The sequence below is a fragment of the Streptomyces sp. NPDC059371 genome (assembly GCF_042751995.1).
GTDB lineage: Bacteria > Actinomycetota > Actinomycetes > Streptomycetales > Streptomycetaceae > Streptomyces.
The window spans coordinates 176650-194013 of record NZ_JBHYXD010000005.1 but is presented as its reverse complement, the minus strand read 5'-3'; the positions used below and the strand labels follow the sequence as shown (position 1 = coordinate 194013).

At 70.8% G+C, this 17364-nt stretch carries 15 protein-coding genes; all 15 read right to left on the bottom strand.

Features of this window, described 5'->3' with window-relative positions:
* Window positions 1-163: 163 nt before the first annotated feature.
* On the bottom strand, window positions 164-1477 hold the full coding sequence (locus tag ACFXGX_RS05360) for a DivIVA domain-containing protein (protein WP_384784865.1): 1314 nt from the start codon (window positions 1475-1477) through the stop codon (window positions 164-166).
* Between the two features lie 55 nt (window positions 1478-1532).
* A complete protein-coding gene (locus ACFXGX_RS05355; RefSeq protein WP_355767733.1) occupies window positions 1533-1820 on the bottom strand; it encodes a YggT family protein in 288 nt (95 codons plus the stop codon).
* Window positions 1821-1873: 53 nt separating this feature from the next.
* Complete coding sequence (locus tag ACFXGX_RS05350) at window positions 1874-2515, bottom strand: cell division protein SepF (RefSeq protein ID WP_384784862.1); 642 nt, start codon at window positions 2513-2515, stop codon at window positions 1874-1876.
* 129 nt (window positions 2516-2644) lie between these two features.
* Window positions 2645-3364 carry a YggS family pyridoxal phosphate-dependent enzyme gene (locus ACFXGX_RS05345; RefSeq protein ID WP_384784860.1) on the bottom strand — a complete coding sequence of 240 codons (720 nt, stop codon included), beginning with the start codon at window positions 3362-3364 and terminating at the stop codon, window positions 2645-2647.
* A gap of 6 nt (window positions 3365-3370) precedes the next feature.
* Window positions 3371-4108, bottom strand: a complete 738-nt coding sequence (gene pgeF, locus ACFXGX_RS05340) for a peptidoglycan editing factor PgeF (protein ID WP_384784858.1) — start codon at window positions 4106-4108, stop codon at window positions 3371-3373.
* A complete protein-coding gene (gene ftsZ / locus ACFXGX_RS05335) occupies window positions 4105-5424 on the bottom strand; it encodes a cell division protein FtsZ (protein WP_384784857.1) in 1320 nt (439 codons plus the stop codon). Before ftsZ ends, pgeF begins: the two co-directional genes overlap by 4 nt.
* Before the next feature lie 275 nt (window positions 5425-5699).
* Complete coding sequence (locus tag ACFXGX_RS05330; RefSeq protein ID WP_384784855.1) at window positions 5700-6488, bottom strand: cell division protein FtsQ/DivIB; 789 nt, start codon at window positions 6486-6488, stop codon at window positions 5700-5702.
* Between the two features lie 25 nt (window positions 6489-6513).
* Window positions 6514-7605, bottom strand: a complete 1092-nt coding sequence (gene murG, locus ACFXGX_RS05325; RefSeq protein ID WP_384784853.1) for an undecaprenyldiphospho-muramoylpentapeptide beta-N-acetylglucosaminyltransferase — start codon at window positions 7603-7605, stop codon at window positions 6514-6516.
* Window positions 7606-7611: 6 nt separating this feature from the next.
* Window positions 7612-8973 (bottom strand): putative lipid II flippase FtsW, encoded by a 1362-nt coding sequence (gene ftsW / locus ACFXGX_RS05320; RefSeq protein WP_384784851.1) that lies wholly within the window; start codon window positions 8971-8973, stop codon window positions 7612-7614.
* A gap of 68 nt (window positions 8974-9041) precedes the next feature.
* On the bottom strand, window positions 9042-10469 hold the full coding sequence (gene murD / locus ACFXGX_RS05315; protein ID WP_384784849.1) for a UDP-N-acetylmuramoyl-L-alanine--D-glutamate ligase: 1428 nt from the start codon (window positions 10467-10469) through the stop codon (window positions 9042-9044).
* Window positions 10451-11521, bottom strand: coding sequence for a phospho-N-acetylmuramoyl-pentapeptide-transferase (gene mraY / locus ACFXGX_RS05310; protein WP_355767781.1), 1071 nt, complete (start codon window positions 11519-11521; stop codon window positions 10451-10453). The genes murD and mraY overlap by 19 nt, the downstream gene beginning before the upstream one ends.
* Window positions 11521-12942 (bottom strand): UDP-N-acetylmuramoyl-tripeptide--D-alanyl-D-alanine ligase, encoded by a 1422-nt coding sequence (gene murF, locus ACFXGX_RS05305; RefSeq protein WP_384784847.1) that lies wholly within the window; start codon window positions 12940-12942, stop codon window positions 11521-11523. Before murF ends, mraY begins: the two co-directional genes overlap by 1 nt.
* 4 nt (window positions 12943-12946) lie before the next feature.
* Complete coding sequence (locus ACFXGX_RS05300; protein ID WP_384784845.1) at window positions 12947-14467, bottom strand: UDP-N-acetylmuramoyl-L-alanyl-D-glutamate--2,6-diaminopimelate ligase; 1521 nt, start codon at window positions 14465-14467, stop codon at window positions 12947-12949.
* A gap of 204 nt (window positions 14468-14671) precedes the next feature.
* Window positions 14672-16624, bottom strand: a complete 1953-nt coding sequence (locus tag ACFXGX_RS05295) for a peptidoglycan D,D-transpeptidase FtsI family protein (RefSeq protein WP_384784843.1) — start codon at window positions 16622-16624, stop codon at window positions 14672-14674.
* Window positions 16625-16629: 5 nt separating this feature from the next.
* Window positions 16630-17148: a septum formation initiator family protein gene (locus ACFXGX_RS05290; protein WP_384784841.1), complete on the bottom strand. Its 519-nt coding sequence runs from the start codon at window positions 17146-17148 to the stop codon at window positions 16630-16632.
* Window positions 17149-17364 lie beyond the last annotated feature (216 nt).

Below are 17364 nucleotides of genomic sequence, written 5' to 3'. Positions count from 1 at the left end.
CGGGCCGGGGCCCCGCGGGCCCTTTGAGGGGGCGCCGCCCCCGCCCCCCCACGTCCTGCCCCCCCTACAGCCCTGTGCGGGGCCGCCAAAGGGGGGGCCCCCCCGGATCTCTCCGGGGGCCCCGCCCTGAATGCTGCCGACGCCTAAGGCGTGCGAGCCGCCGTCAGTTGTCGTCCTCGTCGATGAGGAACCCGCGCATCGGCGAGGGCGCCTGCTGCATCGGCGACGGGCCCTGGGGCCGCACCGGAGCCATCGGCTGGGTCATCGCGGGCGACATCTGCTGCTGCCCGCCGTAGGACGGTCCGCCCTGCGACGGTCCGCCCATGCCCCCGCCCATGCCTCCGCCCATGCCCGGGTTGCCGCCGTAGGACGGCGCACCGGCACCCGCGGGAGCCATCGACGGCGCGGAGGACGCCGGCAGGGACGCGGCGGCTGGAGTGCGCGGCGGGGCGAGCGAGTCGTCCGCCTGCGTCTCGAGCTGACGGAGCTGCGACTCCAGGTAGGACTTCAGACGCGTGCGGTACTCGCGCTCGAAGCCGCGCAGGTCCTCGACCTTGCGCTCCAGCGTGGCGCGGGCGGACTCCAGGGAGCCCATCGCGACGCGGTGCTTCTCCTGCGCGTCCCGCTCCAGGGCGTCGGCCTTGGCACGGGCGTCCCGCTCCAGACCCTCGGCGCGGCTACGGGCCTCACCGACGATCTTGTTGGCCTCGGAGCGCGCCTCGGCGATCGCCTGGTCGGCGGTCTGCTGGGCGAGCGAGAGGACACGGGCCGCGCTGTCGCCACCGGGACCCTGCTGCGGCATCTGCTGACCGGGGCCGCCCATGGGGCCACCCATCGGACCGCCCATGTGGCCACCCATGGGGCCGCCCATCTGCTGCATCTGGCCGGGACCCTGACCCATCGGGCCCTGACCCATCGGACCCTGACCCATCGGCCCCTGGCCCATGGGGCCACCCATCTGCTGCATCTGGCCGGGACCCTGACCCATCGGGCCCTGGCCCATGGGGCCACCCATCTGCTGCATCTGGCCGGGACCCTGACCCATCGGGCCCTGACCCATCGGGCCCTGGCCCATCGGACCCTGACCCTGCGGGCCGCCCTGGCCGCTGGGGCCGGCGGGCAGCGCGGGAGCACCGCTCGGGAGCTGAGGCGGACCACCCATGGGGCCGCCCATGCCCTGCGGCGGACCTGATATCCCGGCGGGCACAGGAGCGCCGGGCCCTCGCATCCCCTGCGGCGGGCCCTGCTGGTCCTGCTGCTCCGGCGGTTTGCGCATACCCTGCTGCTGCTGGTTCTGTGCGGCCGCGCGCGTGGCGGCGGCCAGCTTGGCGCGCAGGTCCTCGTTCTCGCGGAGCAGGCGAGTCAGTTCGGCTTCGACCTCGTCGAGGAAGGCATCGACCTCGTCCTCGTCATAGCCTTCTCGGAGGCGGACGGTCGTGAACTGTTTGTTCCGCACGTCCTCGGGGGTCAACGGCATCTCTTCACCTCAACGTAGTCGTCGGCATTCGGCAAGACCGTATCGTTCACATCGCTCACATCACGCTCTGCGTAAGTCTGATCAAGATGAAGACGATGATCATCAGTACGAAGAAGGACAGGTCAAGCGCCACGCCCCCGAGACGCAACGGCGGAATGAACCGCCGCAGAAGCTTGAGCGGTGGATCGGTGACAGTGTAGGTGGCCTCCAGAACGACCACCATCGGCTTGCCGGGTTGCCATGAGCGGGCGAACTGGAAGACGTAGTCCATGACCAACCGGAAAATCAGCACGATGAGGAAGCACATCAGCGCGATGTAGAAGACCTGCCCGACCACGCTCATGATCCGTGCTTCCCTCTCCCCTGTTTCCCATGCGGTGTTTCCGGTCCTGCGTCTCAGCTCTGGTTGAAGAACCCGCCCTCTGCGATGCGGGCCTTGTCCTCCGCCGTGACATCGACGTTAGCAGGCGACAACAGGAACACCTTCTGCGTCACCCGCTCGATGCTGCCGTGGAGACCGAACACCAAACCGGCGGCGAAGTCGACAAGTCGCTTCGCGTCAGTGTCGTCCATCTCCGTCAGGTTCATGATCACCGGGGTGCCCTCACGGAAGTGTTCCCCGATGGTACGGGCCTCGTTGTACGTCCGGGGGTGCAGCGTGGTGATCCGGTACGGCTCTCGTTCCGACACGACCTTGGGCATGATCACCGGGGCGTTCTTCTCCAGGCTCTGACGTTCTTGTGTGATGGACGCCACGGGGGCGATGCGTGCCGGACGCCCGGACTCCGCGGCGAGCGACGCGGAATGCGGCACCGGGTCGCGGGGCGCCGAGGGCTGTACCACTCGTACCGGTTCGTCCCTTTGGGGCGAGTGCGCCTGATGTGACTGGTGCGGCGGTTCATGCCGTCTCCGGTCACGCTCGGGCTCCGGGTCGAGCTCGGGCTCGAAGTCGTCGTCGGGGTCGAATCCTCTGCCGTCGTACCCATCGTCCTCCACGAGGCCGAGGTAGACCGCCATCTTGCGCATCGCGCCGGCCATTCTCTGAGTCCTCCGCTCTGTGGTGGATCGGCTGACGAGTTGCCAAGTGCCCGCGATCCACGAGGTCGTTATGCCCGCATTTGGCGGTAATGACCATATTTTCTGCTGTGGTCCGACTTCTTGGCGACGTTACCGGAGGCCGGGTCGGACTCCGAGTACCGCAGTACCGACGCGTACATGTGTCGCTCCGGCCGCCACGGCCTGTTCGAGATCCGAGCTCATCCCTGCCGAGACCATGTTCGCAGCCGGATGGGCCCGGCGTACGGCAGTCGACAAATCCATCAGCCGCCCGAACGCCTCTTGTTGGCGCCCCGCGTAGACGCCGGTGAGCGGAGCGACGGTCATCAGCCCGTCGAACCGGAGGCCCGGGGACTGCGCGACGAGGTCGGCCAACTCCTCGACCCCGCCGACCCCCACGCCTCCGCGCTCACCGCGGCCGCTCTCCTGAGCGTCCAGCGCGACCTGGACGAGGCATCCCACTTCGCGCTCCGCCCGCACCGCCTCGTTCGAGAGGGCCGTGACGAGCCGGGAACGGTCGATGGACTGCACGAAATCCGCGTAACCAACCACAGAACGCACCTTGTTGGTCTGCAATTGACCGACAAAATGCCACAACAGCGGCAGATCCGAGCACTCCGCGCTCTTGGGCGCAGCGTCCTGGTCCCGGTTCTCGGCCACGTGACGCACACCGAGTTCGGACAGGATCCGCACATCGGCGGCGGGATAGGTCTTGGTGACCACGATCAGGGTCACTTCTTCGCGCTTGCGCCCGGCGGCCGTGCACGCCGCCGTGATGCGCTCTTCCACTTTCGCCAGATTCGCGGCGAGTTGAGCCTTACGGTCCGTCATGCCCTATCAGTCCAGCCAGACGTAACCGGCGAGCCGCCCGGTCGTGCGGTCCCGTCGGTACGAGAAGTGGTCCCCCGATTCGATCGTGCACACCGGCGACTGCTCCCGGTCACGCACTCCGAGCCGTTCGAGCTGCGCGTGCACCCCGGCGGTCACATCGACCGCGGGCGTCCCCCACCGGGTCTCGGCGTAGGCCGCGGGTTCCGCGGCGGCGACCTCGGCGCGCATCGCGTCCGGCACCTCGTAGCACCGTCCGCAGACGGCGGGTCCGGTGCGGGCGACGATCCTGGCCGGGTCGGCGCCGAGTTCCACCATGGCCCGTACGGCCGCGGGAACCACGCCGGCGACCATGCCGGGCCGTCCCGCGTGCGCGGCGGCCGCCACCCCGGCGACGGGGTCGGCCAGCAGGACGGGCGTGCAGTCGGCGGTGAGGACGGCGAGCGCCAGCCCCCGCCGCGCCGTGATCATCGCGTCGACGGCGGGGATCTCCGAGGCGCCCCAGGGCTCCTCGACGACGGCCACGTCGGGCCCGTGCACCTGGTTCATCCAGACGACCCGGGCCGGGTCGAGCCCGAGTGCCTTGGCCGCCAGTTCCCGGTTGGCGCGTACGGCGCCGGGGTCGTCGCCGACCGCCCCGCCGAGGTTGAGCTCCTCGTACGGAACGGCGCTCACCCCGCCCCACCTGTCGGTGAAGGCGAAGTGGGCGCCGCCCACGGTGCTCGCGGCGGAGCGCTGTCCTATCACTTCAGGAAGTCCGGCACGTCCAGTTCCTCGGCCGCGCTGTCCGAGTAGGAGCGGGACGGCGGGACCGGCGGGGACACCGGCAGCTCGCTGACCGGCTCCGGCGCGGGCTCCGACGCCGGCTCCTTGGGCGTGACGCTGCCGAGCGAACCGAAGGACGGGCGGCTCTCGGCCGGACGCGCCGGGACTGGGGGGGGGGGTGGGGGCGGGGGCGTGCGGGGGGCGTTGGGGGGGGTGGGGGGGGGCGGGGCGGCGGGGGGGCCGCGCCCGCGCCACCCCCGGGGGGGGGGGCATCGGCCGGGCGCGGCGGGGGCGGGGGGGCGGCGCGGGCCCCAGGCCGAGCCGAGGACGTTCTCGCGCTTGGCCGGCGGCTGACCGCCGTCGAAGCCGGCGGCGATGACGGTGACCCGCACCTCGTCGCCGAGAGCGTCGTCGATCACAGCGCCGAAGATGATGTTGGCCTCGGGGTGCGCCGCCTCGCTGACGAGCTGGGCCGCTTCGTTGATCTCGAACAGGCCGAGGTCGGAGCCGCCGGAGATGGACAGCAGGACGCCGCGGGCCCCGTCGATGGAGGCTTCCAGCAGCGGCGAGGAGATGGCCATCTCGGCCGCCGCCACCGCGCGGTCGTCGCCGCGGGCGGAGCCGATGCCCATGAGCGCCGAACCGGCCTCGGACATGACGGACTTGACGTCGGCGAAGTCGAGGTTGATCAGACCGGGCGTGGTGATGAGGTCCGTGATGCCCTGGACACCGGAGAGCAGGACCTGGTCCGCCGACTTGAAGGCGTCGAGGACGGAGACCTGGCGGTCCGAGATGGACAGCAGTCGGTCGTTCGGGATGACGATGAGGGTGTCGACCTCTTCGCGGAGTTCCGCGATGCCGTCCTCGGCCTGGTTGGCGCGGCGCCGGCCCTCGAAGGTGAACGGACGGGTGACCACGCCGATGGTGAGGGCGCCCAGCGAGCGGGCGATGCTGGCCACGACGGGCGCGCCGCCGGTGCCGGTGCCGCCGCCCTCTCCCGCCGTCACGAAGACCATGTCGGCCCCCTTGAGGACCTCCTCGATCTCCTCGCGGTGGTCCTCGGCGGCCTTGCGGCCGACGGCCGGGTTGGCTCCGGCCCCGAGGCCGCGGGTGAGTTCCCGGCCGACGTCGAGCTTGACGTCGGCGTCGCTCATCAACAGCGCCTGCGCGTCGGTGTTGATGGCGATGAACTCGACACCCTTGAGACCGACCTCGATCATCCGGTTGATGGCATTGACACCACCGCCGCCGACACCGATGACTTTGATGACTGCGAGGTAGTTCTGCGGTGCTGCCACGTCGAAGGCCTCTCGCCTCGAGTTACGTGTCGTCGCCTCGCACGCTCGCGATCCGACGACTGATGCCGAATGGGACGGTCCGAACGCCGACCCGAACCCTAACGCTGAAGTTTAGGGTTACCAGTGTGTCTGTTCCTTGGACTCTTCCGAACAGGACACTAAGTCGACAAGTGGCGCGCGTTCAACGAACACGCCGAACCTCCCGTTTTTCTTTTCACCCTATGTGATCAGGCCGAGCACTGCCCAACCAGGGTGCTGGCCTGCATCGATGCGAGTCAACTGCTGGACGATGCGGGGGCGGTGGGGGCACTTACGTCGAAGTGCCGGGCCCCGGAATCGGCTTTCATGAGAGCAAGGAGCGTCCTGGCCTTCGCCCGGCCCTTCTCCGCGCTGCCCCACTCGACGGTCCGGCCGCCCGTCAACTCCAGCGAGACGGCGTCGTAGGAACGGACCTTGAGGGTACGGGTGTCACGGGCGACCCGGTCCGGGATGTCCCCGGCGATCCGCACCGCCTCGCGCACGAGCCGGTCGGCGGGGAAGCGGCGCGCCGCGGCGGCACCCCTGGACACCGCCAACTCCAGGACGGGCACACCCTTCGGGGCCTCGGAAACCGTGGCGAACCGGACGCCCTTGGCGTCCACTTCGACGAACTTCGCGCCTTTTCCGACGATAAGGACCGGAGTCCGTTCGGTCACTCTCAGACCGATTCCGTGCGGCCAGGACCGGACGACCTCGACCGAGTCGATCCGGGGCAATTCCCTGAGCAGCCGCGCCTCGATGGCGTCCGTGTCGACGGAGACCAGCGGGGACCCGACCGGCACGCCGGCCGCTTCGCGCACCTGCGCGGGGGTCAGCACCCGCGTCCCGGAGACGGACACGCGTTCCGTGCGCAACCAGGAGGAACCGTAGAGGATCCACACCGCGGCGGCTCCGGCCAACACCACCACGAGCAAAAGGATGATGAGCCTACGAAGGCGGCGGAGCCGCCCGACGAGGGGCGGCCGGGGCGGGCCGGACTCCAGCTTCTGCCGTTCACCGCGCTCGGCGGTACTCGGTCCGGCCACGCTCCCTGCCTTCCCTCATGCGGTCCTAGTGCCGGCGCGAGGCGATCGCCTCGTACACCATGGCGACGAGCAGGTCGTCGGCGTCGCGTCGGCCGAACTCACTGGCGGCGACCGACATCTCGTACAGCCGGTGCGGGTCGGCGAGCACGGGCAGCACGTTCTGCTGCACCCACTGCGGGGTCAGCTCCGCGTCGTCGACCAGCAGTCCGCCGCCGGCCTTGACCACCGGCTGGGCGTTCAGCCGCTGTTCGCCGTTGCCGATGGGCAGCGGGACGTAGGCGGCGGGCAGTCCGACGGCGGAGAGTTCGGCGACGGTCATCGCGCCCGCGCGGCAGAGCATCATGTCGGCCGCGGCGTACGCGAGATCCATCCGGTCCACGTACGGTACCGGGATGTACGGGGGCATCCCCGGCATCTGGTGCACCTGCGGCAGTTCGTTCTTCGGGCCGACCGCGTGCAGGATCTGGATTCCGGCCTGCTGGAGGTACGGAGCCGCCTGCTGGACCACCTCGTTGAGGCGGCGGGCGCCCTGCGAGCCGCCCGACACGAGCAGCGTCGGCAGGTTCGGGTCGAGTCCGAAGGCGGCGCGCGCCTCGGGCCGTACGGCGGCCCGGTCGAGGGTGGCGATGGTGCGGCGCAGCGGGATGCCGATGTAACGGGCCCCGCGGAGCTTGTTGTCGGGCGTGGAGACGGCGACCTGCGCCGCGTACCGCGATCCGATCTTGTTGGCGAGTCCGGGCCTGGCGTTGGCCTCGTGGATGACGATCGGCACGCCGAGGCGCTTGGCCGCCAGGTAGCCGGGCAGGGCCACGTAGCCGCCGAAGCCGACGACCGCGTCCGCCTTGGTCCGCTCCAGGATCTGCTCGACGGCCTTGATCGTGCCGCGCAGCCGCCCGGGGACGGTGATCAGCTCGGGGGTGGGCTTGCGCGGCAGCGGCACGGCCGGGATCAGCGCCAGTTCGTAGCCGCGCTCGGGTACGAGGCGGGTCTCCAGGCCCCGTTCCGTGCCCAGGGCCGTGATCCCCACGCTGGGGTCCTGCCTGCGCAGGGCGTCCGCGAGGGCGAGCGCGGGCTCGATGTGGCCGGCGGTCCCCCCGCCGGCGAGTACGACATGCACCGAAATTCACCGCTCTCCGGACGAACGCGCCGCAGAGGCACGCCGTCTCATCGTGTTCCATCTCCGGGGCCCCGCGGCCCTTGCGGACTCTCTCACCGCACCCCGCTTTCTGCCAAAGCGGGGTTGCCGCATTGCGAGAGCCGCCCGCGCAGCGGGGTCGTCACGCGCGAACGCGATCAGCAGCCCGATGGCGAACATGGTCGGCAGCAGGGCGGACCCCCCGTAGGAGAACAGCGGGAGCGGGACACCGGCGATCGGCAGCAGACCGAGCACCGCACCGATGTTGATCACGGCCTGGGCCGTGATCCAGGTGGTCACGCCTCCCGCGGCATACCTCACGAAGGGGTCCTCCGTGCGTCCGGCCACGCGGATACCCGCATAGCCTAGAGCCGCGAAGAGAGCGAGCACCGACAGCGTCCCCGCGAGGCCCAGTTCCTCCCCAGTGATGGCGAAGATGAAGTCGGTGTGCGCTTCGGGCAGTTGGCCCCATTTCTCCACGCTGGCGCCGAGCCCTGAGCCGAAGAGCCCGCCGGAGGCGAGAGCATAGATGCCGTGCACGGCCTGCCAGCAGGTGTCGTGCGGCCCCGGCTCGGTCGCGCCGATGCAGGCCAGCCTGGACATGCGGTTGGGGCTGGTCTTGATGAGGAGGAAGCCGATCGCCAGGGCGACGGAGAGCACGCCCACGAACAGCCGGGTGGGCGCTCCGGCGAGCCACAGCAGTCCGAACAGGATGGCCGTGAGGATGATCGCCGTCCCCATGTCGCCGCCGAGCATGATCAGGCCGAGCAGCATGAACGCGGCGGGCACGAGCGGCACCAGCATGTGTTTCCACTGGGTCAGCAGCCGCTTGTCCTGTTTGCGGGCGAGCAGATCGGCTCCCCAGAGCACGAGCGCGAGCTTGCCGAACTCGCTGGGCTGGATCTGGAACGAGCCGCCGAGGGAGATCCAGTTCTGGTTGCCGTTGACCGAGAGTCCTATCCCGGGCACCTGCACCAGGGCCATCATGAAGACGGCTCCGGCCAGGATCGGGTAGGCCAGCGCCCGGTGCAGTTTCACCGGCATCCGGGAGGCGGCGAGCAGCAGTACACCGCCGATCATGGCGGCGAGGAACTGCTTGCGGAAGAAGTACGACCCGGGCAGCGAGAGCTGGAGCGCTGTGATCTGCGAGGCCGAGTAGACCATCACGAGCCCCAGCACGGTGATCAGCAGGCTGCCGCCGAGGATCAGGTAGTACGCGGTCAGCGGCCGGTCCCAGGCCTTTTGGGCACGCAGGTACAGACGGCGCACGGGATTGTCGCGGAGCGCCCCTGCGGCGTCGGGCCGGCCGGCCCGGCGCACGGGAGGGCGGCCGGTGCGGCTAGCCGGCATCGGGGTCTTCGGTCCACAGCGATGTCACGTGTCCGTCCCTCCCAGGTTCGCCCGGCCAGGCAACCGGGTCAGGCGCCGAGTTCGCGGACCGCCTCCGCGAACGCGTCACCGCGCTTGTTGTAGTTGGCGAACATGTCCATGGACGCGCAGGCCGGGGCCAGCAGCACCGTGTCCCCGGGCTCGGCGAGCCTCCTGGCCTCCTGGACAGCCGCGAGCATCGCCCCAGTGTCGGTCCGGTCGAGGTCGGCGACCGGTACTTCGGGGGCGTGTCGCGCCAGGGCTTCGCGGATCAGCGCGCGGTCCGCGCCGATCAGGACGACGCCCCTCAGCCGCTTCGCCGACCGGGCGACGAGCTCGTCGAAGGTCGCGCCCTTGGCGAGCCCTCCGGCGATCCACACGATCGACTCGTAGGCGGCCAAGGAGGCTTCCGCGGCATGCGTGTTGGTGGCCTTGGAGTCGTCGACGTAGGCGACCTCGTCCACGTCGGCCACGTGCGCGATGCGGTGCGCGTCCGGGGTGAAGGCCCGCAGTCCGTCCCGTACGGCCTTGGGAGGCACCCCGAAGGCGCGCGCCAGGGCCGCCGCGGCAAGGGCGTTGGCGACGTTGTGCGGGGCGGGCGGAGTGACGTCGGAGACCTCCGCCAGCTCCTGGGCGTTCTTCTGCCGGTTCTCGACGAAGGCGCGGTCGACCAGGATGCCGTCCACGACGCCGAGTTGGGAGGGTCCCGGAGCGCCGAGGGTGAAGCCGACGGCGCGGCAGCCCTCCTCGACGTCCGCGGCGCGCACCAGGTCCTCGGTGGCCTTGTCGGCCACGTTGTAGACGCAGGCGACCCGATTGCCCTCGTAGATACGGCCCTTGTCGGCGGCGTACGCCTCCATGGAGCCGTGCCAGTCGAGATGGTCGGGCGCGAGGTTCAGCACGGTCCCGGAGTGGGCGCGCAGCGAGGGCGCCCAGTGGAGCTGGTAGCTGGAGAGTTCGACCGCGAGGACGTCGTACTCCTCCTCGCCGAGCACGGCGTCGAGGAGCGAGACGCCGATGTTGCCGACGGCCGCGGTGCGCAGGCCGGCCGCCTTCAGGATGGAGGCGAGCATCTGGACCGTCGTGGTCTTGCCGTTGGTGCCGGTGACCGCGAGCCAGGGGGCCGGCTTCCTGCCGTCCAGTTCCCGCAGCCGCCAGGCGAGTTCGACGTCGCCCCAGACCGGGACGCCCGCCGCGGCGGCCGCGGTGAACAGCGGCTTGTCCGGCTGCCAGCCGGGCGCGGTCACGATGAGCTCGGTGCCCTCGGGCAGGGTCGCGCCGTCACCGAGGCGCACGGTGACGCCGAGTGCCCCGAGGTCCGCGGCCTGCGCGCGGGCCCGGTCGTCGTCGCCGTCGTTGACGACGGTGACGAGCGCGCCGAGGCCGTGCAGGACCTTGGCCGCCGGGATGCCCGAGACGCCGAGGCCGGCGACGGTGACGTGCTTTCCCTGCCAGTTGGTCACTTCTTGGCTGCCCATCCTGCGTAGAAGAGGCCGAGTCCGACGATCACGCAGATGCCCTGGATGATCCAGAATCGGACCACCACAAGGACTTCGGACCAGCCCTTGAGTTCGAAGTGGTGCTGGAGCGGGGCCATGCGGAAGACACGCTTCCCGGTCAGCTTGAACGAGCCGACCTGGATGACCACCGACATGGTGATGAGGACGAACAGGCCGCCCATGATGGCCACCAGCAGCTCGGTGCGGGAGAGGATGGCCAGGCCGGTGAGGACACCGCCGAGGGCGAGCGAACCCGTGTCGCCCATGAAGATCTTGGCGGGCGACGTGTTCCACCACAGGAAGCCCAGGCAGGCACCCATCAGGGCGGAGGCCACCACGGCCAGGTCGAGCGGATCGCGCACCTCGTAGCAGGCGCCCGGGTTGGTCAGGGTCGTCGCGTTGGCGCACGACTCCTGGAACTGCCAGACCCCGATGAACGTGTAGGCGCCGAAGACGAGGACGGAGGCGCCGGTGGCCAGACCGTCCAGACCGTCGGTCAGGTTCACGCCGTTCGACATCGCGAGGATCATGAACAGCGCCCAGATCACGAACAGCACCGGGCCGAGCTTCCAGCCGAAGTCGGTGATGAACGACAGCTTGGTGGAGGCGGGGGTGTTGCCGCGGTTGTCGGCGAACATCAGGGCCAGCACCGCGAAACTGATGCCGACGATGAGCTGTCCGGCCATCTTCGCCTTGGCCCGCAGGCCGAGCGAACGCCGCTTGACGATCTTGATGTAGTCGTCCAGGAAGCCGACCATGCCCATGCCGAACATCAGGCCGAGGACCAGCAGACCCGAATAGGTGGGCGGGTAGCCGGTGATGACCTTGCTCAGGAAGTACGCGGCGATCGTCGCCAGGATGAAGGCGATACCACCCATGGTCGGCGTACCGCGCTTGCTGGCGTGCTCGCGCGGGCCGTCGTCGCGGATGTACTGGCCGTAGCCCTTGCGGGCCAGCAGCTTGATCAGCAGCGGGGTGCCGGCCAGGGTCAGGAACAGACCGAGGACTCCCGCGAACAGGATCTGCTTCATCATCGGGCGGAAACCTCACCCTCGGTACCGTCGGCGAGCAGCGCGAGCGCCACCCGTTCCAGCCCGACGGACCTGGACGCCTTCACGAGCACGACGTCCCCTGGGCGCAGCTCGCTGCGCAACAGGTCGACAGCCGCCTGTGCGTCGGACACGTGCACCGACTCCTCACCCCACGAACCCTCGTTATATGCGCCCAGTTGCAGCCAGGACGCTTCCCTGCCCCCGACCGCGACGAGCTTGCCGACATTGAGCCGGACGGCAAGCCGTCCGACCGCGTCGTGCTCGGCGAGCGCCTCGTCCCCGAGCTCGGCCATCTGACCGAGCACCGCCCACGTACGACCCCCTTGTGCCTGACGGGCTGTGCCCATCGCAGCGAGCGCGCGCAGGGCGGCCCGCATGGACTCGGGGTTCGCGTTGTAGGCGTCGTTGACGACCGTCACGCCGTCCGGACGCTCGGTGACCTCCATCCGCCAGCGGGAGAGGGAGCCCGCCTCGGAGAGCGCGCGGGCGATCTCGTCTGCGGACATGCCCAGCTCATGGGCGACGGCGGCCGCGGCGAGCGCGTTCGACACGTGGTGCTCACCGTACAGGCGCATGGTCACATCACTGCACCCGGAGGGTGTGCGAAGGCTGAAGGAAGGCTGTCCGCTGTCCGTGAGCCGGACGTTCTCGGCCCGTACGTCCGCTTCGCCGGACTCTCCGAAGAGGATCACGCGCGCCTTCGTGCGCGACGCCATGGCGCGTACGAGGGGGTCGTCCGCGTTGAGGATCGCGGCGCCGTCCTCGGGGAGGCTCTCGACGAGCTCGCCCTTTGCTTGCGCGATCTGTTCGCGGCCGCCGAACTCGCCGATGTGGGCGGTGCCGACGTTGAGGACGAGACCGATCCGCGGCGGGGTGAGTTCCGTCAGGTAGCGGATGTGGCCGATGCCGCGGGCGCCCATCTCCAGCACGAGGAACTTCGTCTCCTCGGTGGCGCTGAGCGCGGTGAGGGGCAGTCCGATCTCGTTGTTGAGGGAGCCGGGGGTGAAGACGGTCGGCGCCTTGCTCCGCAGTACCTGGGCGATCAGGTCCTTGGTGCTGGTCTTGCCCGCGGAGCCGGTGAGGGCCACGAGGGTCGCGCCGAGCCGTTCGACGACATGGCGGGCGAGGGCGCCGAGGGCCGTCTGCACGTCGTCGACGACGATGGCGGGCACGCCGACGGGGCGGGACGCCAGGACGGCGGCCGCGCCGGCCTCGATCACCGCCCCGGCGTAGTCGTGGCCGTCCACGCGTTCGCCGACGAAGGCGACGAAGAGGCTGCCGGACTCCACTTCACGGGAGTCTCTGACGACCGGTCCGGTGACCTGTAGCCCCGGATCCGGTATGTCGTACGTCTGCCCGCCGACGACTGCTGCGATCTCGGCGAGAGAGAGGGCGATCACAAGTTCATCCCTGGGTCTGCTGGATAGCTTCGCGGAGCACCTGGCGGTCGTCGAAGGGACGCACCACCCCGGCGATGTCCTGGCCCTGCTCGTGGCCCTTGCCGGCGATCAGCACGGTGTCCCCGGGCTTTGCGCGCGCGACGGCCGCGGCGATGGCGGCGGCCCGGTCCTCGAAGACCTGGACCTCGCCGCGCTCGTGGGCCGGCACCTCGGCGGCACCCGCGAGCATCGTGGCGAGGATCGCGAGGGGGTCCTCGGAGCGGGGGTTGTCGGAGGTGAGGACGGCGGTGTCGGCGAGCCGGGCCACGGCCGCGCCCATCGGCATCCGCTTCGTCCTGTCCCGGTCGCCGCCGCAGCCGAGCACCACGTGCAGCCGGCCCTCGGTGACCTTGCGCAGGGCGCGCAGGACGGATTCGACGGCGTCCGTCTTGTGGGCGTAGTCGACGACGGCGAGGTACGGCTGCCCCTCGTCCACGCGCTCCAGCCGGCCCGGGACTCCGGGGACGGCGGCGATTCCGTCGGCCGCGGTCTGCGGGGCGATCCCGGCGGCCGTGAGGGCGACGATCGCGGCGAGCGTGTTGGCCACGTTGAAGGGGCCGGCGAGCGGCGAGCGGGCGGTGATCCGCTCGCCCTTGGGGCCGAGGGCGGTGAACGTCGAGTCCATCGGGCCGACTTCGACCTCCTCGGCGCGCCAGTCGGCGTCCGGGTGGCCCTCGGCGGAGAAGGTGACGACGGGGACGGTGGCCTCCCCCGCGAGCCTGCGGCCGTACTCGTCGTCGAGGTTCACGACGCCGAGCCGGCTGCGCCTGGCCGTGAAGAGCTGGGCCTTGGCCTGGAAGTAGTCCTCCATGCCCGTGTGGAACTCCATGTGTTCCGGGCTGAGGTTGTTGAAGACGGCGACGTCGAAGACGCAGCCGTCGACGCGGCCGAGGACGAGCGCGTGGCTGGAGACCTCCATCGCGACCGAGTCGACCCCGCGCTCGCGCATGACGGCGAACAGGGCCTGGAGGTCGGTGGCCTCGGGTGTGGTGCGCTCGGACTTGATGCGCTCGTCGCCGATGCGCGTCTCCACCGTGCCGATCAGGCCGGTGGAGCGGATGGTCTTCAGGCCGCCCTCGACGAGGTAGGCCGTCGTGGTCTTGCCCGAGGTGCCCGTGATGCCGATCTGGAGGAGATCGCGCCCCGGGTGGCCGTAGATGGTGGCCGCGAGCTCGCCCATCGATCCGCGGGGGTCCTCGACGACGAGGACCGGCAGGCCGGTGGCCGCGGCACGGTCGGCGCCGGTCGGGTCGGTGAGCACCGCGACGGCGCCGAGGCCGGCCGCCTGGGTCACGAAGTCGGCGCCGTGCAGGCGGGCGCCCGGCAGAGCGGCGTACACGTCGCCGGGTCGCACCGCCCGGGAGTCATGGGTGATGCCCGTGGCCCCGACGTCGCTCTCCGGCTTCTCGGCACCCAGCTGATCGGCCAGCTCCGCGATGGGGATGGCGGAGACGTGAACCGGACGCGGCGGCCCCGGATATGTCACAGGGACGCCCTTCTGGGTGGTTTGGGACTGATCAGCTTGTGGCACGGCGGTGAGCGTACCGGGCTCACCCCCGCCGGAGCGAAGCGAGGGCGCGGACGGGGTGCGCGGGGGGTGCTGGTTCCCGGGGTCCGGAGTGATCGTTGTCACGAGTGGTTCCTGGTCCGTTGTGCGGGGTCGCTGATCACAGCGTGCGGTCGGGGGCGGTCACGGCGTGTAGTCGACGGGCAGCCGGGCCGCGTGGGCGCCGGTGGGCGGGACCTGAAGGGTCTTCAGGGCGAACTCCATCACCTGCTTGAAGACGGGTCCGCAGATCTGGCCGCCGTAGTAGCTGCCCTTCGTGGCGTTCTGGATCGCGCAGTAGACGGTGACGCGGGGCTTGTCGGCGGGGGCGAAGCCCGCGAAGGAGGAGGTGTAGCCGCGGTATTTCCCGGTGGCCGGATCCACGCGGTTGGCCGTACCGGTCTTGCCCGCGACCCGGTACCCGGGGATGCGCGCCCTGATGCCGGTGCCCTGCTTGTCGTCCACCACGGACTCCAGCATCTGGGCGAGTGCCTTCGCCGTCTTCTCGCTCACGACCCGGGTCTTCTTCGGCTCGGCGGTGGGTGTGAAGCGGCCGTCGGGCCCCTTCGTGCCGCGCACCAGGGTCGGCTCGACACGGACGCCGCCGTTGGCGATCGTCGAGTAGACGGAAGCGGCCTGCATCGCGTTGATCGACACGCCCTGGCCGAAAGGGATCGTGTACTGCTGCGAGGTCGACCATTTGTCGGCGGGCGCGAGGATGCCCGCCGTCTCGCCGGGGAAACCGAGCCCGGTGGGGCTGCCGATGCCGAACTTGCGGAGATACGAGTAGAGGACCTGGTTGGCCTGTTTCTGGGTCTTGCCGAGCTGGCCGGTCGCCAGGATGGTGCCGATGTTGCTGGACATGGCGAGCACGCCGTTGAGCGTGAGGTTCCAGGTCTTGTGGTCGACGTCGTCCTGGAAGAGCCGGTCGCCGCGGTGCAGCCGGTTGGGCACGACGACATGGGTCCCGGGTGTCGCCGCGTTCTCCTGGAGGACGGCGGCCATCGACATCAGCTTGGCGGTGGAGCCGGGCTCGTACGCGTCCTGGAGGGCCGCGTTGCCCATGGCCGCCGCGTTGGCCTGGGTGAGGTCGTTGGGGTCGAAGCCGGGCGCGTTGGCCATGGCGAGGACCTGGCCGGTCTTCGTGTCCTGCACTATCACGTAGCCGCGGTCCGCCCCGGACTCCTTCACCTGCTCGGCGATGGCGTCCTGCGCGGCCCACTGGATGTCCCGGTCGATGGTGAGCTCGACGTCGGAACCGGCGACGGCCGGTGTCTCGGTGGAGCCCACGGTCGGCACCTGACGGCCCCCGGACTGCGCGTAGCGGATCTTGCCGTCCTTGCCGGTGAGCTGCTTGTTCAACTGCTGCTCGACACCGCCGCCGCCCTTGCCGTCGGCGTTGACCCAGCCCAGTATCCCGGCGGCGAGGTCGCCGTTCGGGTACACGCGCTTGCTGGCCGGTACCGCGAGGACGCCCGCGAGGACGTTGACCGTGTTCCGGTCGGTCTCGGCCTTGGTCCCGAGTGTGCTCTTGAGGTCCTTGATCTGCTGCCAGACCTGGGGGGTGCGGCGGTGCGCGAGGAGGACGTAGCGGGTGTTCCTCGTCCGCAGCTTCCTGGCGACGGTGTCGACGTCCTGGCCGATGATCGGGCCGAGGAGGGCCGCGGCCTGTTCGGGGGCGTCCCCCGCCCCGGTGGACTCGCGCGTGAACATCGTCGGGTCCGCGGTGATGTCGTACGCGTCCACGCTCGTCGCCAGTTCGACGCCGTCGCGGTCGGTGATCCCGCCGCGCTCGGCGGCCAGGGTGCGCCCGACGTACCGGTTCTGCTCGGCCTTGGCGGCATAGGTGCCCGCGTCCACGGCCTGCACCTGCAGCAGCCGCACGACGAACGCGATCATCACCAGCGTCAGGGCGAGGCTGACCATGCGCAGGCGGGGGCGCGGGCTGCCGAGCCGGATGAGACTCGGGCCGTCGGAGCGGTTCGCGGCCGGACGGCGCCCGGGGCGGGCGCCCGGCCCCGGCCGGTTCCGCCCCGCCGGGCGGCCCGGCCTGGCGGGGCCGGGCACGCGGCGTCGCGGCGGTTCCCTGTCGGACACTTCCGTCACCTGCCAGGGGTCGTGGAGGGCTGTTTGGAGGCTCTCGCGGAGGACTGCCGTGAGCCGGGGGGCGGCGTCGCGCTCCGCGCCGCGGCCCGGCTCGGGGTGCGGGCCGGGGCGAGGACCTCGGGCGGGGGGACCATCGGGGACCGCGCGGTGGAGCCGGCGGCTCCGGGCACGCCCTTGACGGTGCCGTCGGGGCCGAGGAAGGCCGGGTCGCCGCCGGGCACCATGCCGAGTTCACGGGCGCGGCGCTGGAGGGCGTCGGGGGCCGAGTAGGCGTCCACGTCCCGCTGGAGGGCCTGTTCCTCGTCGGTGAGGCTCTTGGTCTCCTTCTGGAGGTCGTCGAGGCGGAACGCGCCTTCGCTGAGCGCCGAGTTCAGCACGAGGAGCCCGATGAGGCCGCCGCCGAGGAGAAGGACCACCAGAAGGACGAAGGGGGTGCGGGCGGCCTGTCCGGCCCCGGCCGGAAGGAGCCGCGCGAGCCGGGCGGCCCGCCCCCTGAGTTCGGGTCTGCCGCTCACGCGCCCTCCCTGTGGCTCTGGTGTGCCGCCTTCACGGCCGCTCCATGGGTCCGGTTCCCCTACTCACGAAACCACCGCCGGTTCGGTTCCCGGTCCCGGCGGGCCGCCGCGGGTCCCGGTTGCCCGGCCCCCCCCGCCGGCGGGGGCGCGGGGGCGGGCCTCCGGCGCGCGCGCCGTGGGGCGCGGCGGCAAGAACCCCAAAAAAACCCGGGGCGC

What these genes read in the sequence shown, in the direction of transcription:
- ACFXGX_RS05360 (WP_384784865.1), bottom strand. Translation starts at nt 1,477, where the DNA reads ATGCCGTTGACCCCCGAGGACGTGCGGAACAAACAGTTCACGACCGTC.
- ACFXGX_RS05355 (WP_355767733.1), bottom strand. Translation starts at nt 1,820, where the DNA reads ATGAGCGTGGTCGGGCAGGTCTTCTACATCGCGCTGATGTGCTTCCTC.
- ACFXGX_RS05350 (WP_384784862.1), bottom strand. Translation starts at nt 2,515, where the DNA reads ATGGCCGGCGCGATGCGCAAGATGGCGGTCTACCTCGGCCTCGTGGAG.
- ACFXGX_RS05345 (WP_384784860.1), bottom strand. Translation starts at nt 3,364, where the DNA reads ATGACGGACCGTAAGGCTCAACTCGCCGCGAATCTGGCGAAAGTGGAA.
- ftsW (WP_384784851.1), bottom strand. Translation starts at nt 8,973, where the DNA reads ATGCCGGCTAGCCGCACCGGCCGCCCTCCCGTGCGCCGGGCCGGCCGG.
- murD (WP_384784849.1), bottom strand. Translation starts at nt 10,469, where the DNA reads ATGGGCAGCCAAGAAGTGACCAACTGGCAGGGAAAGCACGTCACCGTC.
- mraY (WP_355767781.1), bottom strand. Translation starts at nt 11,521, where the DNA reads ATGAAGCAGATCCTGTTCGCGGGAGTCCTCGGTCTGTTCCTGACCCTG.